Raw genomic sequence first — 24,587 nt, forward strand, 5'->3', positions numbered from 1 at the left:
TGCCTGGTCCTCGGCCTGGCCCGCGCCGGGCGGCGCTCAGCGGGCCGGCACCCCCGGAGCCACCGCGGCGGCGCCCGGCGTCACGGCGGCGGCCGACGGCAGCCGGGTGGGCAGCCGCGTCAGCAGCGCGGCGGTCTCCTCGTCCTTCGGGGTGTAGACGACCATCCGCGGGCCCTGGGACGGTCCCAGCCAGAAGCTCGTGTACTCGAAGCGCAGCAGCCCCACCTCCGGCAGGAGGAAGCGCTTCAGCCCGTTCCCCGGCCGCAGCACGTCATGCCGCTGCCAGGCCTCGTCGAACACCGGGGAGGCCTGGCGCAGCCGGCAGAGCAGCGTCCGCCAGGCAGGCTCGTCCCCGTGCTCGCCCATCCCGGAGCGGAACCGGGCCACCATGACCTCGCGCTCGTCCTCGTGGTCCACCAGCACATCGCGGAAGCGCGAGGGGGTGAACGCCAGCCACATCAGATTGCGGTCCTCGGGGGCCAGCGCCTCCAGGTCGCCGACGACGCCGGTGTACTGCGCGTTGTACGCCAGCACGTCGTAGCGGGAGTTGATCACCGCGGCGGGGTACGGGGCCATCCGGTCCAGCGTCAGCCGGACGCCCGCCGTGATGGTCGGGCACTCCCGCACCGGCGTCGGGTCCTCCGCCCCGGCCAGGGTGAACAGATGGGCCCGCTCGCTCGGGTCGAGCAGCAGGGCACGCGCCACCGCGTCCAGCACCTGCACGGACACCTGGATCTCGCGCCCCTGCTCCAGCCAGGTGTACCAGGTGACCCCGACGGCGGCGACCTGCGCCACCTCCTCGCGGCGCAGCCCCGGCGTGCGCCGCCGGCCGGTCATCGGCAGCCCCACCTGCTCGGGGGTGATCCGTTCCCGGCGGCTGCGGAGGAACGCCGCCAACTGTTGCCGCCGCGGATCGGCGGGCGCTTTCCCGGTGGTTGCCGTCACGGTGGTCAGACTCATTCCACCAGGATGCGCCACTCGACATCCTGTTTCCAGGTACTTCTTATACCTGGATAAGCACACTCTGGTACCAGGGTGCGGTTGGTCGGATCGTAGGACCGTGACCCAGCAACTGACCGCCGCCAGGCCCCTCGTCCCCGCGTCACCGAACGCCGCACCCGCCCCGTCCGCCTCCCCCTCCTCCGGCCCCTCCCTCGGCACCGCCGGGCTGGTCACCGTCCTGCTCGGGGCGTTCCTCCCGATGCTCGACTTCTTCATCGTGAACGTCGCCCTGCCCACCATCGACCACGACCTCGCCGCCGGCCCCGCCGTGCTGGAACTGGTCGCCGCCGGGTACGGCATCGCCTTCGCCGTCCTGCTGGTCCTCGGCGGCCGGCTGGGTGACATCTTCGGCCGCCGTCGCCTCTTCGTCGCCGGGGCCGCCGCCTTCGCCGTCACCTCGCTCGCCTGCGGGCTCGCCCCCGGCGCCTGGTCCCTGGTCGCCGCCCGGGCCGCCCAGGGCGCGTCGGCCGCGCTGCTGATCCCCCAGGTGCTCGGCACCATCACCGCCGCCACCCACGGTGCCCGGCGCGGTCGCGCGCTCTCCGTCTACGGCGCGGTCGGCGGCATCTCGGTGGTCATCGGGCAGGTGCTCGGCGGGATGCTGGTCGCCGCCGACCTCTTCGGCAGCGGCTGGCGCTCGGTCTTCCTGCTGAACGTCCCCTTCGCCCTGCTCGCCCTCGTCCTCGCCCTGCGCTTCGTCCCCGAGAGCCGCGCCGAGCAGGCCACCAAGGTCGACATCGCGGGCACCGTGCTGCTCACCGCCGCCCTGCTCGCCCTGCTCGTCCCGCTGATGGAGGGCCGCGCCGCCGGCTGGCCGCTCTGGTCCTGGGTGCTGCTGGCGCTGTTCCCGGTGCTCGCCACCACCTTCGCCCTGGTCGAGCGCCGGGCCGAGCGCCGCGGTGACACCCCGCTGGTGCCGCCCACCCTGCTGCGCATCCCCGAGATGCGGCGCGGCCTCGGCATCGCCCTGCCCTACTTCGGCGGGTTCGGCGGCTTCATGTTCGTGGTCGCGGTCGCCCTCCAGCAGGGCCTGCACCTCGGCCCGGTCGCGGCCGGCTGGGCGCTGGTCCCGATGGCCGTGGGCTACTTCACCGCCTCGCTCTGCGGCCCGCGCCTGATCGGCCGCTTCGGCAGCCGCGTCCTCACCGCCGGCGCCGCCATCCAGGCCACCGGCCTGGCGACCCTCGCCCTCACCGTGCTCGCCGACCCCGAGGGCTTCTCCGCGCTGCGGATGGCCCCCGGTGTCGCCCTCGCCGGCATCGGCCAGGGCCTGATCGGCACCCCGCTGTTCCGCGTCGTCCTCTCCAAGGTCCCCGCCGCCCGGGCGGGCGTCGGCAGCGGCGTGCTCGCCACCAGCCAGCAGTCCAGCCTGGCCCTGGGCGTCGCCACCCTGGGCTCCCTCTACCTGGCCCTCTCGCCCACCCTGGGCATGGCCGACACGCTCGCCCTCTGCCTGGGCATCCAGCTCCTGGGCTCGTTCACCATCTTCTACCTGACGACCCGCCTGCCCCGGTCCATCGGCTGACGGCCGGGCCCGGCCGCGTCGTGGCCACCCGTTCCCCGGGGCGGGTGGCCACGACGCGGCTACGTCCTCCCGGCCTTCCTCAACTCGCACCGCCCGTCGGCACACTCACGCTGCAGCCGCCCCCGCGACACCGTCTCCACCAGCCCGATCACCCAGCACGTCGGACACCCGCGGAAGGCCAGCAGCCCGACCGGCAGCAACAGCAGTGCCACCGGCCCGGCGAACGGCAGCAGCACGAACGCCCCCGCCAACGCCGCGAACCCCACCCCGCCCCGGACCAGGTGCTCGGCCAGCGTCCGGCTGGCGTACCCCGACTCCCCGGCCATCACCACTCCCCTGCGACGGTGACGGCACGGACCGCCGCCCGGGCCCGGTGCAGCCGCGACTTCATCGCGGCGGTGCTGAGGCCCAGCCGATCGGCGACCATCCGCCCGCTGAGCCCCTGCACATCACGCATGATCAGCACCCGCCGCTGGTCCGCCGGCAGCGCGGCGATCGCCTCGGCGACCCGCCCGGCCTCCAGCCGCCCCAGCACCTCGTCCTCCACGGAACGGGACAGCCCGTCGTAGGACTCCGGCCGCTCCCTCACCACCAGGCGCGCCCGCCGCAGGCACTCGTTGCGCACGATCCGGAACATCCACGAGGCCAGCGCCCCGGTCGCCCGCAGCATCCCGATCTTGCGGTACAGGATGATCAGCGCCTCCTGCGCCGCGTCCTCGGCGTCCTCCTGCGTGGCGCACAGCGACCGCGCGAACCGCTGCACGTGCGGATGCGCCCCCGACACCAACGCGGCGATCGCCTCCACGTCCCCGTCCTGCGCCGCGGCCACCACCGCGTTCCCCGGCCACTCCCGCACCTCAGCCACGCCGCCGCCCCCACTTCCTCAGCACCGTCACACTGCACATCACGACCAGCGCCGCGCCGACCGCCACGGCCACCCAGACCATCATCACCGTCTCCTCCTCCGCCCGGCCCTCGCCGCAGCTGTCCATAAGAGACGGCGATGCCCCGGAAGGATTCACGCGGGTTCCGTCCCGCGCGCTACGGTTCTCGTCACCCGGGGTGGGGAACGAGGGGGAGCCGTGTCGCTCTGGTCGTGGAAGCGGAAGCCGTCGAACCTGCCGCACAGCCGGAACGAGGTGAGCGGCAGCACCGTCGGCGGGTCCGTGGTGATGAGCAACACCGTGGGGGAACTGCACATCCACCACGGGTCCGGGCCCGAACCCGCGCCCATGGACACCGAGGGGGCCGTCCAGGCCTACCTCCAGCGCGTCCGCGAGGTATACCGCCGCCTCAACCTGGACGTCCTCGGCCCCACCGGCCGGTCCGGCGAGCAACCGCTGATCGAGCTGCGGCACGTCTTCATGCCCCAGCTCGCCCGCGCCCACGAGAAGAGGGTCCCGAGCGAGGTGCGGCGGCTGCTGGTCACCAGCGGCGAACTGGTCGAGGAACACGAGCTGCCGGAGCCGCAGCGCACGGAGCCGGCCAGACCGGTGCTCCAGGTCCTCGCGAGCGAGGCCGGCCGGCGCCTCGTCGTCCTGGGCGACCCCGGTGCGGGCAAGTCGACGCTCTCCAAGTACCTGGCGCTCGCCCTGGCGGGGGCCCTGGAGGAGGTCCCCGCCGAACTCGCCCCCCTGACCGGCCTGGTCCCGGTGGTGGTCGAACTGCGCCAGTACGCGCAGGCGGCCTGGCGGGAGCGGACGATCGAGGACTTCCTCGACCACCTCCACCGGCAGGAACGGATGTGCCTGCCCCGGACCGTCCTCGAAGAACTCCTCGCCGGCGGCCGGGCCCTGGTGGTCTTCGACGGCCTGGACGAGATCTTCGACCCGGAGGTCCGCTCCGAGACGGCCCGCCGGATCACCGCCTTCGCCGCCGCCCACCCGGGTGTGCGGACGATCGTGACGTCACGCGAATACGGCTACCGGCCAGGCGCGTTCACGACGACCGGATTCGCTCAGGTGATGCTCCAGAACCTGGAACGGGACCAGGTCGAGACGTTCGTCCGCCGCTGGTACGCCGCCGCCCACCCCGAGGACCTGAACGAAGCCGAGCGTCTGACCCAGCGGCTCCTAGGCGCTGTACGCGACATTCGCGCTGTCGCGGAACTGTCCGGCAATCCGCTGCTGCTGACCATCCTGGCCGCCATCGGCCTCGGCAGGGCCATCCCCCGCGAGCGCCGCGAGGTCTACGCCCACGCGGTGGAGGTCCTGATCAGCCGCTGGGACAAGGACGCCAAGTTCCTCACCCCGCAGTCCCCTTCGAACGCCGAGGCGGCGCAGGCCCTGGAGTGGCTCAACACCAGCCGCCGCCTGAAGCTGCTCGAACGCGTCGCCCGCCGCATGCAGAACGGCACCGGAAAGCCCGGCGGCACCTACGTCCAGCGCGACGAACTGGCCGGAATCATCAGCGGGTACCTGACCGAGCACAACATTTCCCGCCCTGCCGCCGACATCGCCGCCGACCACGTCGTGGAGCACCTGAGCACCCGCAACTTCCTCCTGGCCCACTACGGCGGGGGGATCTACGGCTTCGTCCACCGGACGTTCCTGGAGTACCTCGCCGCCGCCGACATCCTGCGGCGGCGCGAGGAGGAGGAATGGAGCCGGGAGGAGCTGGTGAGCCTCCTCGACGAGCGGGCCGGCGATCCCGCCTGGCATGAAGTCATCCTGCTCACGGCGGGAAAGCTCAAGCAACGGGACGTCGCGGCGCTCCTCGGCTGCCTGCTCGAAAGGCATCGGAGAGAGGAAAGGACCAGCGAGGCACCCCTGCTGGTACTCGCCATTCGAACCCTGGCCGAGGTCGAGGAGATCGGAACCCTCTCAGGGCGGCCGAATGCCAAGCGGCTTTCGGTGGCCGCTCAGAGCGATGCCGTCATCGATGCCCTCTGCGTTGCCCTGAGTCGCCGGCCAGTCCTCAACGTCGAGGAGGCCCTGCCTGCACTGGCCACGTTCGACCACTTCTGGAACGGCAGGGAGCAGTTCCTGCGGTGGTACTTTGCTGACCAAGTGCTGGACAGCGTCCGCTCCGAGTCCTCCAGTGCCCGGATCGCGGCAACACTCGGCCGAGACCTCACCGAGGTCATCCGCCAGACCCGCCTCTCGTGGGATCTGAACCTCCGGCCCGCTGCCCTGCGGAGACTGGCGGAATGCTGGCCCGACCACCCCGACACCCGCACCACCATCCGAAACGCCACCACCGACCCCGAATGGTCGATCCGCTACAAAGCGCTTCCGGTGCTCGCCAAGCACTGGCCCGACCACCCCGACACCCACACGACCGTCCGCAAGGCCACCACCGACCCCGAGTCCTTCGTCCGTGTCGAAGCGTTGCGGACGCTGGCCGCGCGCTGGCCCGACGACCGGGACACGTACACCACCGTCCGGGACGCCGTCACCGACCCCGATTGGTTCGTCCGTGTCGAAGCGTTGCGAACGCTGGCCACACGCTGGCCCCAGCACCCCGACACCCACACCGCCATCCACAACGCCGCCACCCCTCGTTCGAGGATCCGTGGCGCGGCGTTGGAGATCCTTGCCGAGCACTGGCCCGACCACCCCGACACCCACACCACCATCCGAAACGCCGCCGCCCCTCACTCGGAGATCCGTGGCGCGGCGTTGCGGATCCTCGCCCAACGCCGGCCCGACCACCCCGACACCCACACCACCATCCACAACGCCACCACCGACCCCGAATGGTCAACCCGATACGAGGTGCTCTCGGTACTCGCCAGGCATTGGCCCGAGCACCCCGCTACTCGCACCACCGTCCGCAACGCCACCACCGACCCCGAATGGATCGTCCGACGCGCGGCGTTGCGGACTCTCGCCGAGCACTGGCCCGAGCACCCTGACACCCGCGCCACCCTCCACGACGCCACCACCACCCCTTACTCGGAGATCCGTGGCACGGCGTTGGAGATCCTCGCCACACGCTGGCCCGACCACCCCGACACCCACACCGCCATCCACAACGCCGCCACCCCTCACTCGGAGGTCCGTGGCACGGCGTTGGAGATCCTCGCCACACGCTGGCCCGACCACCCCGACACCCTCGCCACCCTCCACAACGCCGCCGCCCGCCGTTCGAAGATCCGCGGCACGGCGTTGCGGATCCTCGCCCGACACTGGCCCGAGCACCCCGACACCCACGCCACCCTCCGCAACGCCACCACCGACCCCGACGACCGCATCCGCGCCACGGCCTTGTCCCTCATGGCCTGGCGGGCCAGGGACGCGGCTTTCCCGATCACTCGGCAGGCCGCCCGAGCCGACAGTTCCGCCGACGTCAGGGTGGTGGCCGTCAAGTTGCTCGCACTGCTGTGGCCCAACGAGCCCGGAGTGCCCGGCCTGGTCGGAGAACTCGCAAAGGACGACAACGAGAACGTCCGCCTCACGGCTGAACAGGCCCTCGCCCTGCTGAAGTAGTCCGTTCGCTGTGCGCCCCCGCCGACGGGGTCCTCACACAGCGCCCCGACGGCCCAGCACGAGCCCCACGGCCGTTCCCCAGCCGTGGACGGGCGCCGGCAGGTCCGGCGCATCCGTGAACCAGACGACCTTGCAAACCCGGGAAGGGGAGTAGTGATCACGGGATTCGGACTTGTCGTGCGGTTCACCGCTCATGACGCGTCATCGGCTCGCGCCTTCGACGAACTCGCAGAGGAGGCGCTCGCGGGCATCCGCACGCTGGAGCCGGGCACGCTCGTCTACGTCAATCACGCGGTGCCCGACGAACCGAACGTCCGCGTGTTCTACGAGGAACGAGCTGCTGCGGCTCGCGGAGCGCGCGAACGCCGTCGGTTGAACCGGGAGAGGGCGCCCCGGAGCGTTCGAGGAGGTCAGTCCGAGGCCGGCTCGCCGAGTTCGGTGAAGAGGGTGAGCTGGAGGGCGCCGGGCGCTTCCAGGCGGGAGTTGAGGGAGTTCCAGGGGGTGCGGACGGGCTCGGCGAGGACTTCGGCACCCGCGGCGGCGAGGCGGGCGGTGGTGGCGGTGGCGTCGTCGACCTGGAAGGCGACCCGGAGGTGGCCGGCGACGCGGCGGCCGACCTCCACCTCGTCGATGAAGTCGGCGTGGTTGGGGTCGGCGATCTCCAGGGTGGCACGGCCGGCTTCGAGGATGGTGACCCGGCCGTCGGGGGAGGTGAAGGCGCCGCGTTCGGGGAGGCCGAGGACGTCGCGGTAGAAGTGCAGGGCCTGTTCGTAGTCGGCGGCGGTGACGACCAGGCGCAGTTCACGTACGGCGGGGGTCTCGTCGGACGGCCGGGACACATCGGCTCCTCGGGGAAGGGAAAAGCGGCCCCACCGACAACAGCGGTGGGGCCGCCTTCATTTCCGGCTCAGGGCGTGTCAGTGCCGGTGGCGCCGGCGGCGGGAGGCGAGGACGAAGGCCGCGCCGGCGAGGACGACGGCGGCGCCGATGCCGCCGATCAGCGCGACCTGGCTGCCCGTCCGGGCGAGGCTGCCGCCCGGGCGGTCAGGGGTCGTGGTGGGCTGCGGGCGGGGGCTGTCGGTCCCGGTCCCGGTCGAGGGCGCCGAGGGGGAGGCGGTCGGGGAGCCGGTGGCATCGGTGGTCGGCGAGCCGGTGGGCTCGGTGGTCGGCGAGGCGGTGGCGGTGGCGGTCGGGGAGGCGGTCGGGGTCGGCGAGGACGTGGTCACCGTGACCGTGGCGGTGCACTCCCCCGCCGTCGAGCCGGCCGGGCAGTTGCCGCCGGGCCGGTCGGCCACCACGGTGTTGCGCAGCGTGTGGTCCCCGGCGGCCGGGTCCTTCACCTTCACCGTGTACGTCAGCCGGGCCCCGGCGCCGACCGGCAGGTCGCCGGTCCAGCTGAGCACCGGCTGCGCGTAGGACGCCTTGCCGGCGGTGGTGGCGGCGTCGCCGTTGTAGTCCGCGTCGTCGAGGACGGCGCTCAGGTCGTCGGTGACGGTCAGCCCGGTGAGCGGGGCGTTCCCGGTGTTGGTGATGTCCACCTGGTACTTCACGGTGTCGCCGGGCAGGGCCTGGGCCTTGTCGGCGGTCTTGGCGACCCGGTAGCCGGCGTGCTCGGAGACGGTGTTGCGCACGGTGTTGCTGGTGCGCTGCTGGTCGCGGCCGGTCTGGGCGCCCCGGTAGGCGAGCGAGGCGGTGTTGTCGAGCTTGGTGCCCGGCGCGAGGCCCGCGTCGACCCGGGCCCGGAAGGAGACGGTGGTCTCGGCGCCCGGCCTGAGGTCGCCGACGGCGCAGGTGACGTTGCGTCCGGCGGCGGTGCAGCCGGGGCCGGAGCCGTCGACGTAGCCGGTTCCGGCGGGCAGCGCGTCGGTCAGGGTGACGCCGGTGGCGGTGTCGAGGTCGGCGGCGGTGCCGTCCTTGTGCCGGTTGGCGACGGTGAAGGTGTAGGTGATCTCGGCGCCGGGGTCGACGTTGCCGGGCGGGTTGTTCGTGGTGGAGCCGGCCGGCTGGTTGGCCTTGGTGATCTGCAGATCCGGTTCGAGGGCGTCGACGGCGAGCCAGACGGCCTGCGGGTGCAGCGCGTCGCCCGCGCCGTTGATCCGCAGCACGGCCTGGGTGCTGCCGGCGGGGATCCTGCCGGTGACGTCGATCGTCCGGGCGTCGTAGCCGTAGTTGTTGACCGGCGCGGGGGTGCGGGTGGTGAGGTTGCTGCCGGTGCCGTTCGCCGCGACGTGGTCGATCCGGCTGGTGAAGGCGTTGTCGGTGGCGGTGCCGGCGGGGCCGGGCATCGGCAGCACCGTCAGGTCGTCGACCGAGGAGCCGACCAGCAGCTGGTCGCCCGCGATCGGCACGTCGCCGTCGCCGACGGTGACGCCCATGGTGGCCGGCGGGGCCGTGGCGGGCGTGTGGATGCCGGAGAGGGTGAGCGTCGCCAGGTTGTCGGGGCTGCGCAGCAACTGGAAGCCGTCCCAGACCTGGAGGTAGCGCAGCGGCTCCGCCTGGTTCTCGTAGGCGACGACCAGCGACCAGCCGCCCCAGCAGCCGACGTTGTTGCCGCCGAAGTTCTGCGCGGAGGAGCGCCCGGCGCAGGCCTGGATGCCGGCGACGGTGTAGTTGCCCGGGCCGGCGGCCTTCACCTGGGCGGTGACGTCCTTCACGCCCGCCCCGGCGAGCAGCGGCTCCGGCGGGGTGCCGCCGACCTGCTGGTCGAACCAGTCGTAGGTGTCGGCGGTGAGCTGCTCGTAGGAGGAGCTGCCCGGAACCTTCCAGGACACCTTGTCGCCGGCGTTGATGTCACCGGAGGTGCCGCCCGCGTTGCTGGTGTTGGTCGGGTTGAACTGCCAGTACAGGCGGGCCGACCGCACCTGGGACCCGGCGGGGATGACCAGCTGCGCGGAGGACGCGTTGTCGCCGGGGGCGTCCGGGTCGGTCTTCACGTACTTGGTGCGGTTGTTGTTGGTGCCCTCGGTGTCGTTGCAGACCGAGCCGTCGCTGTCGTCACAGGTCAGCACGGAGTTGGACGCCATGGTGAGGTTGCCGTGCGCGAGCAGGTCGACGGCCGGGTCCGGGCCGATCGGCCGCTGGGCGCCGAGCCCCCGGGCCGCCTTGCCCGCCGGTGCGGCGGCCGCCGACGGGGCGGCGAGCGGCGCGGCCACCGCGAGCGCGAGCGCCGAGGCGGCCAGGGCCCCGAGGACCGCCCTGCCGGGCGGCAGGAGCCGGGACCGGTGTGCGGGTGCCGGGCGTTTCCCGCCGGCGGCGGATGGTATGCGGTCGCTCATGGGGGACTCCAGGAGGTGTTCGAGGGTGCGGAGGGTGAGGGCGCCCTCCGGGAGGAATCGTGACGATACGTCCGGATTCGACCGAGCCCGATAATATGTCACATTCTGTAGTTCATGGCTCAACTGTTTCGCCGCCATCACCGTGCGGCCGGGGCCGGGAAAATCCGTGGTCGCCGCGGACCCCTTCGTGTCAGCATGACGATATGAGCGACGAACGCACGACCGACCCCCTCGACACCCGTGACCGCGCCGCGCTGGCCACCGCCGTGGCGGCCGGGGCGGAGCCCAAGTGGCTGATGTTCTGGGGGCACCAGGAGCAGCGGGACGGCGCGCTCGGCCCCGGGGTGCTGAGCCAGTGGTGGCCCGGGCACCCGTTCACCGTCGACGGCGTCGAGTACGCGACCGCCGAGCACTGGATGATGGCGGGCAAGGCCCGGATGTTCGGGGACGAGCGGACGCTCGCCCGGATCCTCGCGGCGGCGAGCCCCGCCGAGGCGAAGAAGCTCGGCCGGCAGGTCCGCGACTTCGACGACGCGACGTGGACGGCCGGCCGGTTCGAGCTGGTGGTCCGGGGCAACGCGGCCAAGTTCGGCGGCCACGAGGACCTGCTCGGCTACCTGCTGTCGACACATCGGCGCGTCCTGGTGGAGGCCAGCCCGCTCGACCGGATCTGGGGCATCGGCCTCGGCGCCGACAACGAGCGCGCCCGGCGCCCCGCCGAGTGGCGCGGCGAGAACCTGCTCGGCTTCGCCCTCATGGAGGCCCGCACCCGGCTGGCGGCGGCCACGGCGACCGCCACGACCGCCGCCGGATAGGCGCTCCGGCCGGGCGCGCGCGCCGGGGTGCTCACCACCGCGGCGCCCCGCGCGCTCCCGGACACCACTCGCAAGCCAGTGGACGCACTGCCGTAACGCCACCGCCGCATTCCGACGCGAGGATGTCTTGCCGTCAGGGCCCAGTTGGACAGGTTGCGGTGATCATGCGTACACGGCAGACGGAACAGCCCCTCGCCCCGGACGCGGGCGGCAGCGAGAGCGAGCAGGCCGCTCTCGAACTCAGAGCGCAGCTGGACGAGTTACTCCGTGCCCGGCAGTACGCGGGGCAGCGCGAGCGCCGGCTCACCGAGGCGCTGCGCGCCCTGCCCGAGCGGCAGCGGCCGGACGGCGAGCTGCTGCGGCAGCTGACCCAGGCGCGGACGCTGCGCGAGGGGCTGGGCGCCCGCTGCCTGGAGCTGAGCGACCAGCTGAAGGCGCTGGAGGACCGGCTGCGGCAACCGGCGCCGCGCCGCTGGATCCCGCGTCAGCCCACCGGCACGCCCACCGACCCGCCGATCACCCCCGCCCCGCCCGCCCCGCCCGCCCCGCCCGTCCCGCCCGCCGCCGACCGCGGAACCACGAGCGCGAGCACGAGCACGAGCGGGCACGACAGCGTGCGCACCGGCGGGCACGACGGCGGCACCGGCCGCCCCCACGACGGCGGGCAGGCCCCCGCCGGGAAGCAGGCGCCCCCCGCCCCGCCCCGGCGCCGCACCCCGGCCGAACTGTCCGCCCTCGCCGAGCGCATCACCACCCTGTACCGCCGGACCTCCCCCGAGGAGGCCGCCGCCGTCCTGGAGCAGGGCGCCGAGCACCTCACCCCGCACGACACCGCCCAGCTGGCCGCCCTGCTCGCCCGCCGCGGCCCGGCCGGCGCCTCCGTCCAGCTGGTCCGCAGTGCCGTGCACGCCGGACCCCAGCACGCCGCCACCACCCTCGCCGAGCTGCGCCAGGCGGGGCTGGCCGAGGAGGCCGGCGACCTGTTCCACGCGCTGCGCTCCTGCCCGGCCGCCGCGCTGCCCGCGCTGCTGGACGCCCTGGAGCGGGCCGGCCAGCACGCCGACGGCGTCACCCTGCTCTGGGAGTGGGGCTCCGCGCCGACCGCCGAGCTGGCCGCGCTGGCCACCGGGCTCTACCGGGCGGACCGCGCCGCCGACGCCCGCACGCTGCTGCGCCAGGCGGCCGGCCGGCCCGCCGGGGACCTCGCCGCGCTCGCCGTCACCATGGCCCCGCCGCTGCCCGCCCTGCTGCTGGGCGGCCTGCCGGCGATCCGCCCGCCGGCCGAACTGGTCCGGCTGGCCGCCGCGTTGGCCGGCCGCCCGGACCTGTACGAGGCACTGCTCACGCCGCTGCTCGACGATCCCGCGCGCCATCGCACCACGCTCGCCGCGCTGCGCACGGCCGGCCTGCCGACCGCCCCGGCCGCCCGGCCGCGCTCCCGCTGGGGCCGCCGCTGACGGACCGCGCCGACGCGTCGCGACGGCGGGCAGCACGCCGGGCGGGCGGCGCAACGGCGCCCGGGAACAGCAGGAGCCCCCGCCCGCCCGGAAGGGGCGGACGGGGGCTCCCCGCGAAGCGATCGGGCGTCAGCAGCCGATGAGGCGCGCGGCCAGGTAGGACTTCACCTGGTCGAGCGAGACGCGCTCCTGCGTCATGGTGTCGCGCTCGCGCACGGTCACCGCGTTGTCCTCCAGGGTGTCGAAGTCGACCGTCACGCAGAACGGCGTGCCGATCTCGTCCTGGCGGCGGTAGCGCTTGCCGATGGCACCGGCGTCGTCGAACTCGACGTTCCACGCGGTGCGCAGGTCGGCGGCCAGGCCGCGGGCCTTCGGCGAGAGGTCGGCGTTGCGCGACAGCGGCAGCACCGCGACCTTGACCGGGGCCAGTCGCGGGTCCAGGCGCATGCCGACGCGCTTCTCCATGACGCCCTTGGCGTTCGGCGCCTCGTCCTCGAAGTAGGCGTCGAGCAGGAAGGCCAGCAGGGCGCGGTTGAGGCCGGCCGCCGGCTCGATGACGTACGGGAAGTACCGCTCGCCGGACTCCTGGTCGAAGTACTTGAGGTCCTGGCCGGAGGCCTCGCTGTGCACCGACAGGTCGTAGTCGGTGCGGTTGGCGATGCCCTCCAGCTCGGAGAACTCGGTGCCGCCGAAGTTGAAGCGGTACTCGATGTCCACCGTGCGCTTGGCGTAGTGGGAGAGCTTCTCCTTCGGGTGCTCGAACAGGCGCATGTTCTCGGTGCGCAGGCCGAGGCCGACGTACCAGTCCCAGCGCTGCTGCAGCCAGTACTCGTGCCACTGCTCGTCGTCGCCCGGCTTGACGAAGAACTCCATCTCCATCTGCTCGAACTCGCGGGTCCGGAAGATGAAGTTGCCGGGGGTGATCTCGTTGCGGAAGCTCTTGCCGACCTGGGCGATGCCGAACGGCGGCTTCTTGCGCGAGGTGGTCTGGACGGCCTTGAAGTTGGTGAAGATGCCCTGGGCGGTCTCCGGGCGCAGGTACGCCAGGCCGCTCGCCTCCTCGGTGACGCCGAGGTGGGTCTTCAGCATGCCCGAGAAGTCCTTGGGCTCGGTGAACTGGCCCTTGGTGCCGCAGTCCGGGCAGTTGATGTCCTGGAGGCCGTTCGGCGGCGGGAAGCCGTGCTTGGCCTCGTACTTCTCCTCCAGGTGGTCGGCCCGGTGGCGCTTGTGGCAGGAGAGGCACTCGGTCAGCGGGTCGTTGAAGGTCTTGACGTGGCCGGACGCCTCCCAGACCTCGCGGGCCAGGATCACCGACGAGTCGAGTCCGACGACGTCCTCGCGGGCCTGGACCATCGCACGCCACCACTGGCGCTTGATGTTCTCCTTGAGCTCGACGCCCAGCGGACCGTAGTCCCAGGCGGCACGCGTGCCGCCGTAGATCTCGCTGCAGGGGTAGACGAAGCCACGGCGCTTGCTCAGGCTGACGATCGTCTCGATCTTGTCGGCTGCCACAGTGCTCTCTTCAGTACGTACGGCCCGGTCAGGGCACGGCTGGTTGCGCGTACCCGAATACCTCAGGTTACCGGCCATATGGGTACAGGGTTCAAATCGGTATCGCCGGTACCGGCCCACTCACCGTCACCGCCCGTTCACCCGTCCGAGTGATTTGACAATCATTTCCATCTAATCTGAGAATGGTTGTCATGATGATCCGACGACGTGCCCGCAGCACCCTGGCCCTGGCCGCCACCGCCCTCGCCGCCGCCCTCACGCTGACGGCCTGCGGCAGCAGCGACGGCGCGCAGGGTGCGGACGGCCGGCTGAACGTCGTCGCGTCCTTCTACCCGATGGAGTTCCTCGCCACGAAGATCGGCGGCGAGCACGTGAAGGTCACCGGCCTGACCGCCGACGGCGTCGAGCCCCACGACCTCGAACTCACCGCCAAGCAGGTCGGACGCGTCCAGAAGGCCGACGCGATCGTCTACCTCAAGGGCCTGCAGCCCACCGTCGACAAGGCGGTCGCCGGCTCCCACGCCAAGGTCACGGTGGACGCCACCGCCGCCGTCCCGCTGGAGGACCACCACCTCCCGGAGGGCCACGCCGAGGACGACGGCCACGACCACCACGCCGAGGACGACGGCCACCACCACGACGAGGCCGCCGGCGACCCGCACATCTGGCTCGACCCGACCCGCTACGCCGCCGTGGCCCGCAGCGTCGGCGCCGGGTTCGCCGAGGCCGACCCGGCCCACGCCGACGACTACCGCAGGAACACCGACGCGCTGGTCGGCCTTCTCGCCACCCTGGACCAGGAGTTCAAGGACGGGCTGAAGGACGCCCGGAGCCGCACCTTCGTCACCAGCCACGCCGCCTTCGGCTACCTCGCCGAGGCCTACAGCCTCACCCAGGTCTCCATCAACGGCGTCGACCCCGAGTCCGAGCCCACCCCGGCCCGCCTCGCCGAGGTCCAGAAGGCCGCCCGGGACAACGGCGTCACCACGATCTTCTTCGAGACCCTGGCCAGCCCCAGGCTCGCCGAGACGGTCGCCAAGGACCTCGGACTCGGCACCGCCGTCCTCGACCCGCTGGAGGGCGTCAAAGACCGGGCCAAGGACGACTACCTCACCGTCATGCGGCAGAACCTGGCCAACCTCCGGGCCGCCCTGGGCACCGGCGCGAACGCCGGCCCGGGCGCCGCCGCCACCCCCACCAGCTGACGGGACCACCGGCATGACTCCCCCGACACCCCCGGCCGTCCGCCTGCACGACGCCGTCGCCTCGCGCGGCGGACGCCCGGTGCTGCGCGGCGTCGACCTCACCGTCCGCCCCGGCGAAGTGGTCGCCCTGCTCGGCGCCAACGGCTCCGGCAAGTCCACCACCGTCAAGGCCGTCACCGGCGCCGTCCCGCTGGAGCGCGGCGGCCTGGAACTGTTCGGCACCCCGCTCGCCCGCTTCCGCGCCTGGCACCGGATCGGCTACGTCCCGCAGCGCACCACCGCCGCCTCCGGCGTCCCCGCCACCGTGCGCGAGGTCGTCTCCACCGGCCGGCTGCCGCTGCACCGGCTGCTGCCGTTCCGCCGCGCCGACCGCACCGCCGTGGACCGCGCGCTGGCCGCCGTCGGCATGCTCGACCGGGCCGGCGACGGCGTCGCCGACCTCTCCGGCGGCCAGCAGCAGCGGGTGCTGATCGCCCGCGCGCTGGCCGGCTCCCCCGACCTGCTGATCATGGACGAGCCGATGGCCGGCGTGGACGCCGCCAGCCAGCAGGTGCTCGCCGACACCCTGCGCGCCGAGGTCGCGCGCGGCGCCGCCGTCCTGCTGGTGCTGCACGAACTCGGGCCGCTGGAACCGCTGATCGACCGCGCCGTGGTGCTCCGCGACGGCTGCGTCGCGCACGACGGCCCGCCCGTCCCCAACACCGGCCTGCACGCCCTGCCCGGCCACGACCACGTCCACCCGCACGCCGACCACGGCCACGACCACGAACGGATCCGGGGACTGCTGTCATGACCGAGATGCTCAGCTACGACTTCATGCAACGGGCGCTGATCGCCGCCGTCCTGGTCGGCTTCACCGCCCCCGCCGTCGGCATCTACCTGGTGCAGCGCCGCCAGGCCCTGATGGGCGACGGCATGGGCCACGTCGCGATGACCGGCGTCGGCCTCGGCTTCATCTTCCAGACCAGCCCGGTCTGGATGGCCGTCCTGGTCTGCGTGCTCGGCGCCGTCACCATGGAGCTGGTCCGCTCGCGCGGCAACCAGCGCGGCGACATCGCCCTCGCGATGCTCTTCTACGGCGGCATGGCCTGCGGCAAGCTGCTGGTCTCCAAGTCCGCCCAGGCGGGCGCCGGTTCACTGGAGAGCTACCTCTGGGGCTCCATCCTGACCGTCTCCCCCGCCGACCTGGCCACGATCGCCGCGCTCGGCGCCGTCGTCGTCGCCGTCACCCTCGGCCTGCGCCGCCAGCTCTTCGCGATCTGCCAGGACGAGGACTTCGCCAAGGTCACCGGCGTCCCGGTGCGGCTGCTCAACCTGCTGCTCGCCGTGATGGCCGCGGTCACCGTCACCGTCGCCATGCGGGTGGTCGGCCTGCTGCTGGTCAGCGCGCTGATGGTGGTCCCGGTGGCCGCCGCCCAGCAGCTCACCCGCTCCTTCGCCGCGACCCAGGCCGGCGCGATCGCGGTCGGCGTGATCGTCGCCCTGGCCGGCGTCACCGGCTCCTACCAGCTCGACGTGCCGTCCGGCCCGGCCATCGTGCTGCTCGCCATCGCGGTGTTCGCGGTGTTCAGCGCGATCGCCGCACCGCTCGCCCGGCGCCGCCACCGCACCACCCCCGACGCCGGACCGCAGGTCTGCGACGTCCGGCTGCCGGACCCGGAGCGGGCCGGGCCCGGCCTGCCGGACCGGACCGGCGAGATCACTCCGGCGCCCAGTGCGGGGCTGGCACAATGAGGTGCCAACCGCCCACACCACCAGGAGGACCCACGGTGACCACCGCAGGCCCGTCGCCGCGAGCCCGATCGACCCGGCAGCGCGCCGCCGTCTCGGCGGTCCTGGACGAGATCGAGGACTTCCGCAGCGCGCAGGAGCTCCACGACATGCTGAAGCACCGGGGCGACTCGGTCGGCCTCACCACCGTCTACCGGACGCTCCAGTCGCTCGCCGACGCCGGCGAGGTGGACGTCCTGCGCACCGCCGACGGCGAGGCCGTCTACCGCCGGTGCAGCAGCGGACACCACCACCACCTGGTCTGCCGGCAGTGCGGCGCCACCGTCGAGGTCGAGGGCCCGGCCGTCGAGCGCTGGGCCAACTCGGTCGCCGCCGAGCACGGGTTCAGCGACATCGCGCACACCCTGGAGATCTTCGGCACCTGCGCGGAGTGCGCCAAGCGCGCCTGAAGCCGGACGCGGGAACCCGGGCGCCCCAAGCCGGGCACGGGAAGCCGCAAGCACCACGAGGGCCCGCGGGAGTCACCTCCCGCGGGCCCTTCCGCGCACCCGGCGCCGGCGCCGGACGACGCGCTCAGCGCTGCGCCGGCACCTCGGCACCCAGCTCGGCCGGCACCTCGTTGGGGATCGCCCCGCCGAACCGGCGGTCACGCATCGCGTACTGCTCGCAGGCCCGCCACAGGTCGCGCCGGTCGAAGTCCGGCCAGAGCACGTCCTGGAACACGAACTCCGCGTACGCCGACTGCCAGAGCAGGAAGTTGGACGTCCGCTGCTCGCCGCTGGGCCGCAGGAAGAGGTCCACGTCCGGCATGTCCGGGTGGTACAGGTACTTGGCGAGCGTCTTCTCGTTGACCTTCTTCGGGTCCAGCCGGCCCGCCGCCACATCGGCCGCGATGGCCGCCGCGGCGTCCGCGATCTCCGCCCGGCCACCGTAGTTGACGCACATGTACAGGGTGACGGCGTCGTTGTCCTTGGTCTGCTCCTCGGCGACCTGGAGCTCCTGGACGACGCTCTTCCACAGCTTGGGCATCCGGCCCGCCCAGCGCACCCGCACGCCCATCGCGTCCATCTCGTCGCGGCGGCGGTGGATCACGTCGCGGTTGAAGTTCATCAGGAACTTCACCTCGTCGGGTGAGCGCTTCCAGTTCTCGGTGGAGAACGCGTACAGCGAGACGTTCTTCACGCCCAGCTCGATCGCGCCCTTCAGCACGTCCAGCACGACGCCCTCGCCGACCTTGTGGCCCTCGGTGCGCGGCAGCCCGCGCTCCTTCGCCCAGCGGCCGTTGCCGTCCATGACGATCGCGACGTGGCCGGGGACCAGCTCGCCGGGGATCTTCGGGGGCCGGGCGCCGCTGGGGTGCGGGGTCGGGGGGAGGTACTCCCGCTGCTTGCCGCCGCCGAAGAGCCGTCGCGCTGCCATGTGCTCACTTCTCCACGTATCTCATCGAGCGGATGCCCCGCTCCAGGTGCCACTGCAGATAGGCCGCGACCAGGCCGCTGCCCTCCCGCCAGTACCTCGGCTCACAGGCGTCGGCCGTCCGCCAGTCCCCTGACAGCAGCGCCCCGAGCAGTACCAGTGTCTCAGGGGAGGGTACGGCACATCCGGGTACCCGGCAGTCCGCGCAGAGCACGCCGCCGGCCTGCAGCGAGAAGAACCGGTTGGGGCCCTCCATGCCGCACTTGGCGCAGTCGTCGAAGCTCGCGCCGTACCCGTTGACCGCCAGCGACCGCAGCAGGAAGGCGTCCAGCACCAGGTGCGGCTGGTGCGGCCCGTCCGCCAGCGTGCGCAGCCCCCCGACCAGCAGCAGGTACTGCTGGACGGCCGGCTGGCCCTCGTTCTCGGCGAACCGTTCCGCCGTCTCCAGCATGGCCGTGCCGGCGGTGTAGCGGCCGTAGTCGGCGACGATCCGACCGCCGTACGGGGCGATCGTCTCGACCTGGGTGCAGAGCGGCAACCCGCGCCCGACCAGCTCACTCCCCCGGCTGAAGAACTGCACGTCCACGTGGGAGAACGGCTCCAGACGCGCGCCGAACTTCGACTTGGTCTTGCGCACCCCGCGCGCCACCGCGCGCACCTTGCCGTGGTGACGGGTGAGCAGGGTGATGATCCGGTCGGCCTCGCCGAGCTTCTGCGCCCGGAGCACCACGCCGTCGTCCCGGAAGAGGCTCATGCGCCCGCCTCGCCGGAGCGGGCCTCGAACAGTACGGACATCCCACCATTGTCCCCCAGCCGTCCCGCTCCGGCGGACAGCCGTGTGCCCGCACCGGGCCGTGGGGGATCGCCGAACGGTGCGGGTCACGGCGGGCCCCGGAGGGGGTGGGGGCCCGGTTTGTGGGGGTCCGGAGGAACGGGGCACGGGGGGAGGACGAAGGGGAAGGTCTAGTACGGCGCCCGGGTGGCCGCCTCCAGCAGCGCCCCGACCCGCGCCTGCGGCAGGTCCAGGCAGCGCCCGACGGCGTCCAGCGCCTCCCGCTCCTGCGGCCGGTACCGGCCGTCGGCCAGCGCGATCGCCGCGCCCTGGAGCAGCAGCCGCTCCCGGCCGGGCCCGGCCAGGTGCGGGGCGAGCGGTTCGAGCACCGCGTGCAGTTCCACCGCCAGCCCGCCGGCCATGCCGTGCGCGTCGTAGAGTTCGCCGCCGAGCCCGGACAGCGCCGCCATCGCGGCCAGCACCTGGGCCTCGCCGCAGTCCTCGAAGCCGGCGTCCCGGACCGCCGCGCAGGCGGCCTCGCGGGCCGCGCGGTGCGCGGTGCCGCCCGCGGCCAGCAGGGCCAGCGCGACGGTGTACTGCGCGTCGCGCAGCATCCCGCCCAGGCGCACGCAGGTGGGCTGTTCCAGGCTCTCCACCCCGAACCGGCCGTGGCAACTGGTGCACTGCACACTGCCGATCACCGGTCCGAGCGGAAGCACCGGGGTTCCCAGCAGCCGCAGCCACCGCCGGCCGTGTTGCCGGCGGTAGTTGCGGTCCCCGCCGCAGCCTGGACAGAAGAAGTCACCGAGAACGTCAGTCCGCCACCGCGGGCGAACACCCCACATCCCTGTCACGGCGCCACTCCCCAGACATGGCAGGCGGCCTGCACAACAATGGGCAGGTCACGCGACCGGCCACCGGATCGTCCCACCGACCCGGCTTTCCGGTGGGACGATGTTGCCACGGTTGCCGACACGTGTCAGTACTTCGAACGGTCCGATCCCGGAAAAAATGTGGCGCAGGACACAGCACGTGCGCCCCCCGGCCCGCGGCCGTCCGGCCCGGTCCGGGAACGCCGCCGGGCCGCCCCGAACGGGACGGCCCGGCGATGTCCACTCGTACGAACTACCCGCGCCGCGCCCGGTTGACGGCGCTGATCATCGCCTTCAGCGAGGCCAGCACGGTGTTGCCGTCGATCCCGACGCCCCACAGCACCCGGCCGTCCACCGCGCACTCGACGTACGCGGCGGCCTGGGCGTCGCCGCCCTCGCTCAGCGCGTGCTCGGCGTAGTCCAGCACCCGTACGTCCACGCCGATCTGCGCCAGCGCGTCGGCGAACGCGGAGACCGGGCCGTTGCCGGTACCGGCCAGGGTGACCGGCGCGCCGTCCACCACGGCCTCGGCGGTCAGCGCGTCCCGGCCGTCCTCGGTGGTCAGGGTGCGCGAACCGCTCAGCGAGATCCGGCCCCACGGGTTCGCCGTGGTCGGCAGGTACTCGTCCTCGAAGACCCGCCAGATCTCGGCCGGGGTGACCTCGCCGCCCTCGGCGTCGGTCATCGTCTGGATGATCCGGGAGAACTCGATCTGCATCCGGCGCGGCAGGTCCAGCTTGTGGTCGTTCTTCAGCACGTACGCCACGCCGCCCTTGCCGGACTGGCTGTTGACCCGGATGACCGCCTCGTAGGTGCGGCCGACGTCCTTCGGGTCGATCGGCAGGTACGGCACGCCCCAGGTGTGCTCCTCGACCGGCACGCCCGCCGCGGCCGCGTCCGCCGCCAGGACGTCGAAGCCCTTCTTGATGGCGTCCTGGTGCGAGCCGGAGAAGGAGGTGTACACCAGGTCGCCGGCGTACGGGTGGCGCGGGTGCACCTCCATCTGGTTGCAGTACTCGGCGGTGCGGCGCACCTCGTCGATGTCGGAGAAGTCGATCTGCGGGTCGATGCCCTGCGAGAACAGGTTCATGCCCAGGGTCACCAGGTCGACGTTGCCGGTCCGCTCGCCCTGGCCGAACAGGCAGCCCTCGATCCGGTCGGCCCCGGCCATGTAGGCCAGCTCGGCGGAGGCGACGGCGGTGCCCCGGTCGTTGTGCGGGTGCACCGACAGGCAGACGAACTCGCGGCGCGACAGGTGGCGCGACATCCACTCGAACTGGTCGGCCTGGACGTTCGGGGTGGCCCGCTCGACGGTGGCCGGCAGGTTCAGGATGATCTCGCGGCCCTCGCCCGGCTGCCAGACGTCCATGACCGCCTCGCAGACCTCCAGCGCGAAGTCCAGCTCGGTGTCGACGAAGATCTCCGGCGAGTACTGGTAGCCGAAGACGGTGTCGTCGCCCAGCAGCTTCTCGGCGTACTCCATCACCAGGCGGGTGCCGTCGGTGGCGATCGCCTTGGTGGCCTCCTTGTCGTTGCGGAACACCACGCGGCGGAACAGCGGCGCGGTCGCGTTGTACAGGTGCACGGTCGCCCGCGGCGCGCCGACCAGCGACTCGACGGTCTTCTCGATCAGCTCCTCGCGCGCCTGGGTCAGCACCGAGATGGTGACGTCCTCCGGGATCGCCCCCTCCTCGATCAGCGAGCGCACGAAGGCGTGGTCGGTGGCCCCGGAGGACGGGAAGCCGACCTCGATCTCCTTGTAGCCCATCGCGACCAGCAGGTCGAACATCTTGCGCTTGCGGGCCGGGGACATCGGGTCGATCAGCGCCTGGTTGCCGTCCCGCAGGTCGGTGGAGAGCCAGCGCGGCGCCTTGGTGATCACCTTCGACGGCCAGGTGCGGTCCGGCAGGTCGACGGTGCCGAAGGGCAGGTAGCGGCCGTGCCGCATGCCGGACGGCCGCTGGCGCACCGAGCCGGCGGTGATCGGGGTGGGCCGGCCGGCGAAGGCGCGGGCGGCGGGGACGGGCGCGGCGGAGCTCTGCTCGGTCATGGGGGCGACTCTCGGCTTCCTGTGATGCGTGGTGCGGGCTGGTCGGGGCGGTGTCCTCACCCGACTCGGCCGGCCTGCTGCCGCTCGCGGCCCCCGTGGGGCCACCGGAATCAGCGCGCAGCACAGTCCCCGCGGCGAGGGAGCCGGCCCTTGGTGGACTACAGGCCCTCGACGCGGCAGCTAAGAAGAAGCAGCCCGTTGCGCATGATGCGGCCCAGCCTAACCCAGGGCCGCGCGACCCCGAAGCCGGCCGCGCGCTCTTCCCACCCCTTGAGACGGCGCGCGGATGCGCCCGGGCGGCGCGCAATCCCGTCCGCGCCGGTGACAACACGTCATCGATGCCTCACGCTGGGCCACATGACAGCCGAACCGACGCTCTGCGCGATCGTTCCGCCGTACGTCCTGGACCGCCTCGCCGAGGACGGTCACGCGCCCGCCGCCCGCTCCCTCGCCCTCGACGCCGCGCACCGGGCCGCCCGGCTCACCGCCGCCCCGCCCGCCCCGACCGCCGACCGCCTGGAGCGGGTGATCTCCGACGCCGGGCACCGCGAACGCCTGCCCGGCCGCACCGTCCGCCGGGAGGGCGAGAGCCCCCTGCCCGACCAGTCCGTCAACCACGCCTACGACGGCCTCGGCGCCACCTGGACACTGTTCTCCGCCGTCTACGGACGGCACTCCATCGACGACCAGGGCCTGCGGCTGGACGCCACCGTCCACTACGGCCAGGAGTACGACAACGCCTTCTGGGACGGCCGGCGGATGGTCTTCGGCGACGGCGACGGCGAGGTGTTCGGCGACTTCACCGCCTGCGTCGACGTCATCGGCCACGAACTCGCCCACGGCGTCACCCAGTTCACCGCCGGCCTGGAGTACCGCGACCAGCCCGGGGCGCTCAACGAGTCGGTCTCCGACGTCTTCGGCTCCCTGGTCAAGCAGTACGCGCTGCAGCAGGACGCCGCCGCGGCGGACTGGCTGGTCGGCGCCGGACTGCTCGCCCCCGGCGTGCAGGGGGTCGCCCTGCGCTCGATGAAGGCGCCCGGCACCGCCTACGACGACCCCCGGCTGGGCAAGGACCCGCAGCCCGCCCACCTGCGCGACTACGTGCGCACCTCCCGGGACAACGGCGGGGTCCACATCAACTCGGGCATCCCCAACCACGCCTTCTACCTGCTCGCCACCGCACTCGGCGGCCCGGCCTGGGAACGCGCCGGCCGGATCTGGTACGACGCGCTGACCGGCCGGCGGCTGCCCTCCGACGCCGACTTCACGGCCTTCGCCCGGGCCACCGTCGCCGCCGCGAAGGCCCGCTACCCGGAACCGGAGGTCGCCGACACGGTGACCGCCTCCTGGGCGAAGGTCGGCATCAGCCCGGCTTGAGTCGCGCTTAAGTCAAGGTCCGGGAAAACCCCGGCAAACGCCATCGCTGGGTAGCACCATGGACACCATGCGTATCCAGGTGACCCGGACCGGCGGCCTCGCGGGACACGTCCGCCGCGCTGAGCTCGACACCACCGAGCGGGTGGACGCCCCGCACGTGCACGCGCTCGCCCGCGAGGCCGTCGCGGGCGGGCTGCGCACGCCCTCCTACGGGGTGCCGGACGGCTACCACTACGAGATCACCGTCGACGGGCGCACGGTGCACTGCGCGGACCCGAAGCTCACCGCGTCCCAGCGCGAACTGGTCTCCCTCGTCCTGCGCGAAGGCGCCTGAGCCCCTCCGCCCCGCTCCCCGCCCGGCGCTCAGGGCCGCCCGTCGCTCAGGGCCGCGCCTCGCCCAGAGCCGGCCGGCGCTCAGAGCCAGCCGTCGAGGGAGGCCAGGAAGCCCGCGAGGTCGTCCCGGTGGATGGTGTGGCCGGCCCCGTCCACCCGGCGGACCTGATAGCCGAGGCCGCGCAGGACCTCGGCGTCCTCGGGCCCGATCAGCCAGCTGTTGCCGGCCAGCTGCACCAGCGAGGGCACGGCCGGGGCGCCCGGCAGCACGGCCCCCTCGTACAGCGAGGAGAGCGCGAACGCGGTGTCCGGGTCCCACAGGGCCAGGGTGGCCAGCTCCACGTCCACGTCGGCGGGGGCCCAGCGCGGGTTGACCATGGTGAGCTGCGCCCGGGTGGCCCGCTTGAACTGCGCGAAGACCGCCGGGTCGAACAGGCCCGGCTGGACGAACTTCCACGCCGGGTCCGAGTAGACGGCCCGGGCCGGCCGCAGCCGCTCGACGGCGCGCAGCAGGACCAGCCCGCCCAGCGAGTGGCCGATGGCCAGGTCGGCGCCCTGCGGCAGGGTGTCGACCAGGTCGTCGGCGTAGCGCTCGGGGCCGTAGCGCTCCACCGGGGTCGCGCCCTCGCCGCGCGGGCTGGCGCCGTGGCCGCGCAGGTCCACGGCGATCACCCGGTAGCCGCGCTCGGCGAGCGCCGGGCCGACCGACGCCCAGCTGCGGTGGTCGGTCATGATCCCGTGGACCAGCAGCGCGACCCGGTCGCCGGACCCCCACTCACGCGTGTGCAGCTTCATCGCGCCCCCTCCCCCTCGGT

The 24,587-nt window shown here is 73.0% G+C and carries 22 protein-coding genes; 10 read left to right on the top strand and 12 right to left on the bottom strand.

Annotated elements, in window-relative coordinates; genetic code table 11:
- Positions 1–36: 36 nt before the first annotated feature.
- The gene (locus ACFVVL_RS04415) at positions 37–960 is read right to left on the bottom strand and encodes a helix-turn-helix transcriptional regulator (RefSeq protein WP_380294997.1); all 924 of its coding nucleotides are present in this window, start codon (positions 958–960) and stop codon (positions 37–39) included.
- A 100-nt stretch (positions 961–1,060) separates the two neighbouring features.
- Here ACFVVL_RS04415 and ACFVVL_RS04420 point away from each other — a divergent pair, with 100 nt between their 5' ends.
- On the top strand, positions 1,061–2,527 hold the full coding sequence (locus ACFVVL_RS04420; protein WP_380422320.1) for an MFS transporter: 1,467 nt from the start codon (positions 1,061–1,063) through the stop codon (positions 2,525–2,527).
- Positions 2,528–2,586: 59 nt separating this feature from the next.
- On the opposite strand, the gene ACFVVL_RS04425 is transcribed toward ACFVVL_RS04420, so the two are convergent.
- From ACFVVL_RS04425 to ACFVVL_RS04435, 3 genes are read right to left on the bottom strand one after another with little or no spacing between them, the layout of a single operon-like run.
- Entirely contained in the window at positions 2,587–2,853 is a 267-nt protein-coding gene (locus ACFVVL_RS04425) for a hypothetical protein (protein ID WP_387671300.1), read from the bottom strand.
- Positions 2,853–3,392, bottom strand: a complete 540-nt coding sequence (locus ACFVVL_RS04430; protein ID WP_387671302.1) for an RNA polymerase sigma factor — start codon at positions 3,390–3,392, stop codon at positions 2,853–2,855. Before ACFVVL_RS04430 ends, ACFVVL_RS04425 begins: the two co-directional genes overlap by 1 nt.
- A complete protein-coding gene (locus tag ACFVVL_RS04435; protein WP_387671304.1) occupies positions 3,385–3,519 on the bottom strand; it encodes a hypothetical protein in 135 nt (44 codons plus the stop codon). The genes ACFVVL_RS04430 and ACFVVL_RS04435 overlap by 8 nt, the downstream gene beginning before the upstream one ends.
- 90 nt (positions 3,520–3,609) lie before the next feature.
- On the opposite strand from ACFVVL_RS04435, the gene ACFVVL_RS04440 reads away from it, so the two are divergent.
- Positions 3,610–6,957 carry a HEAT repeat domain-containing protein gene (locus tag ACFVVL_RS04440; protein WP_387671306.1) on the top strand — a complete coding sequence of 1,116 codons (3,348 nt, stop codon included), beginning with the start codon at positions 3,610–3,612 and terminating at the stop codon, positions 6,955–6,957.
- 410 nt (positions 6,958–7,367) lie between these two features.
- Here ACFVVL_RS04440 and ACFVVL_RS04445 read toward each other — a convergent pair whose 3' ends face one another.
- A complete protein-coding gene (locus tag ACFVVL_RS04445; protein WP_380289058.1) occupies positions 7,368–7,796 on the bottom strand; it encodes a VOC family protein in 429 nt (142 codons plus the stop codon).
- A 78-nt stretch (positions 7,797–7,874) separates the two neighbouring features.
- A complete protein-coding gene (locus ACFVVL_RS04450; RefSeq protein WP_387671308.1) occupies positions 7,875–10,232 on the bottom strand; it encodes a hypothetical protein in 2,358 nt (785 codons plus the stop codon).
- A 203-nt stretch (positions 10,233–10,435) separates the two neighbouring features.
- Here ACFVVL_RS04450 and ACFVVL_RS04455 point away from each other — a divergent pair, with 203 nt between their 5' ends.
- On the top strand, positions 10,436–11,047 hold the full coding sequence (locus tag ACFVVL_RS04455) for an NADAR family protein (RefSeq protein WP_387671309.1): 612 nt from the start codon (positions 10,436–10,438) through the stop codon (positions 11,045–11,047).
- Positions 11,048–11,211: 164 nt separating this feature from the next.
- Positions 11,212–12,504, top strand: a complete 1,293-nt coding sequence (locus ACFVVL_RS04460) for a hypothetical protein (RefSeq protein ID WP_387671310.1) — start codon at positions 11,212–11,214, stop codon at positions 12,502–12,504.
- 129 nt (positions 12,505–12,633) lie between these two features.
- Here the strand turns inward: ACFVVL_RS04460 and ACFVVL_RS04465 are convergent, their stop codons facing one another.
- The gene (locus ACFVVL_RS04465) at positions 12,634–14,016 is read right to left on the bottom strand and encodes a glycine--tRNA ligase (RefSeq protein WP_380289066.1); all 1,383 of its coding nucleotides are present in this window, start codon (positions 14,014–14,016) and stop codon (positions 12,634–12,636) included.
- Positions 14,017–14,207: 191 nt separating this feature from the next.
- Here ACFVVL_RS04465 and ACFVVL_RS04470 point away from each other — a divergent pair, with 191 nt between their 5' ends.
- Genes ACFVVL_RS04470 through ACFVVL_RS04485 form a run of 4 tightly spaced genes read left to right on the top strand, consistent with a single transcriptional unit; the run spans position 14,208 to position 17,401 of the window.
- Positions 14,208–15,221, top strand: coding sequence for a metal ABC transporter substrate-binding protein (locus ACFVVL_RS04470; RefSeq protein ID WP_387671311.1), 1,014 nt, complete (start codon positions 14,208–14,210; stop codon positions 15,219–15,221).
- A 13-nt stretch (positions 15,222–15,234) separates the two neighbouring features.
- The gene (locus ACFVVL_RS04475; protein WP_380289069.1) at positions 15,235–16,014 is read left to right on the top strand and encodes a metal ABC transporter ATP-binding protein; all 780 of its coding nucleotides are present in this window, start codon (positions 15,235–15,237) and stop codon (positions 16,012–16,014) included.
- Positions 16,011–16,955 (top strand): metal ABC transporter permease, encoded by a 945-nt coding sequence (locus ACFVVL_RS04480; protein ID WP_380289071.1) that lies wholly within the window; start codon positions 16,011–16,013, stop codon positions 16,953–16,955. Before ACFVVL_RS04475 ends, ACFVVL_RS04480 begins: the two co-directional genes overlap by 4 nt.
- Positions 16,956–16,990: 35 nt before the next feature.
- Positions 16,991–17,401 (top strand): Fur family transcriptional regulator, encoded by a 411-nt coding sequence (locus tag ACFVVL_RS04485; RefSeq protein WP_355373061.1) that lies wholly within the window; start codon positions 16,991–16,993, stop codon positions 17,399–17,401.
- A 124-nt stretch (positions 17,402–17,525) separates the two neighbouring features.
- Here the strand turns inward: ACFVVL_RS04485 and ACFVVL_RS04490 are convergent, their stop codons facing one another.
- The 4 genes from ACFVVL_RS04490 to leuA all read right to left on the bottom strand — a co-directional run bounded on the left by ACFVVL_RS04490 (position 17,526) and on the right by leuA (position 22,062).
- The gene (locus ACFVVL_RS04490; protein WP_380289074.1) at positions 17,526–18,371 is read right to left on the bottom strand and encodes an isoprenyl transferase; all 846 of its coding nucleotides are present in this window, start codon (positions 18,369–18,371) and stop codon (positions 17,526–17,528) included.
- Positions 18,372–18,375: 4 nt separating this feature from the next.
- Complete coding sequence (gene recO, locus ACFVVL_RS04495; protein WP_380289076.1) at positions 18,376–19,122, bottom strand: DNA repair protein RecO; 747 nt, start codon at positions 19,120–19,122, stop codon at positions 18,376–18,378.
- 209 nt (positions 19,123–19,331) lie between these two features.
- The gene (locus tag ACFVVL_RS04500; protein WP_380289078.1) at positions 19,332–19,841 is read right to left on the bottom strand and encodes a TerB family tellurite resistance protein; all 510 of its coding nucleotides are present in this window, start codon (positions 19,839–19,841) and stop codon (positions 19,332–19,334) included.
- 424 nt (positions 19,842–20,265) lie between these two features.
- Positions 20,266–22,062, bottom strand: coding sequence for a 2-isopropylmalate synthase (leuA, locus tag ACFVVL_RS04505; protein WP_387671314.1), 1,797 nt, complete (start codon positions 22,060–22,062; stop codon positions 20,266–20,268).
- Between the two features lie 357 nt (positions 22,063–22,419).
- On the opposite strand from leuA, the gene ACFVVL_RS04510 reads away from it, so the two are divergent.
- The gene (locus tag ACFVVL_RS04510) at positions 22,420–23,439 is read left to right on the top strand and encodes a M4 family metallopeptidase (protein ID WP_387671316.1); all 1,020 of its coding nucleotides are present in this window, start codon (positions 22,420–22,422) and stop codon (positions 23,437–23,439) included.
- Positions 23,440–23,506: 67 nt separating this feature from the next.
- A complete protein-coding gene (locus tag ACFVVL_RS04515) occupies positions 23,507–23,773 on the top strand; it encodes a protealysin inhibitor emfourin (protein WP_380289084.1) in 267 nt (88 codons plus the stop codon).
- An 80-nt stretch (positions 23,774–23,853) separates the two neighbouring features.
- Here ACFVVL_RS04515 and ACFVVL_RS04520 read toward each other — a convergent pair whose 3' ends face one another.
- On the bottom strand, positions 23,854–24,567 hold the full coding sequence (locus tag ACFVVL_RS04520) for an alpha/beta fold hydrolase (protein WP_387671318.1): 714 nt from the start codon (positions 24,565–24,567) through the stop codon (positions 23,854–23,856).
- Positions 24,568–24,587 lie beyond the last annotated feature (20 nt).

It is taken from the genome of Kitasatospora sp. NPDC058115 (assembly GCF_042884635.1).
In the GTDB taxonomy this organism is placed as follows: domain Bacteria; phylum Actinomycetota; class Actinomycetes; order Streptomycetales; family Streptomycetaceae; genus Kitasatospora.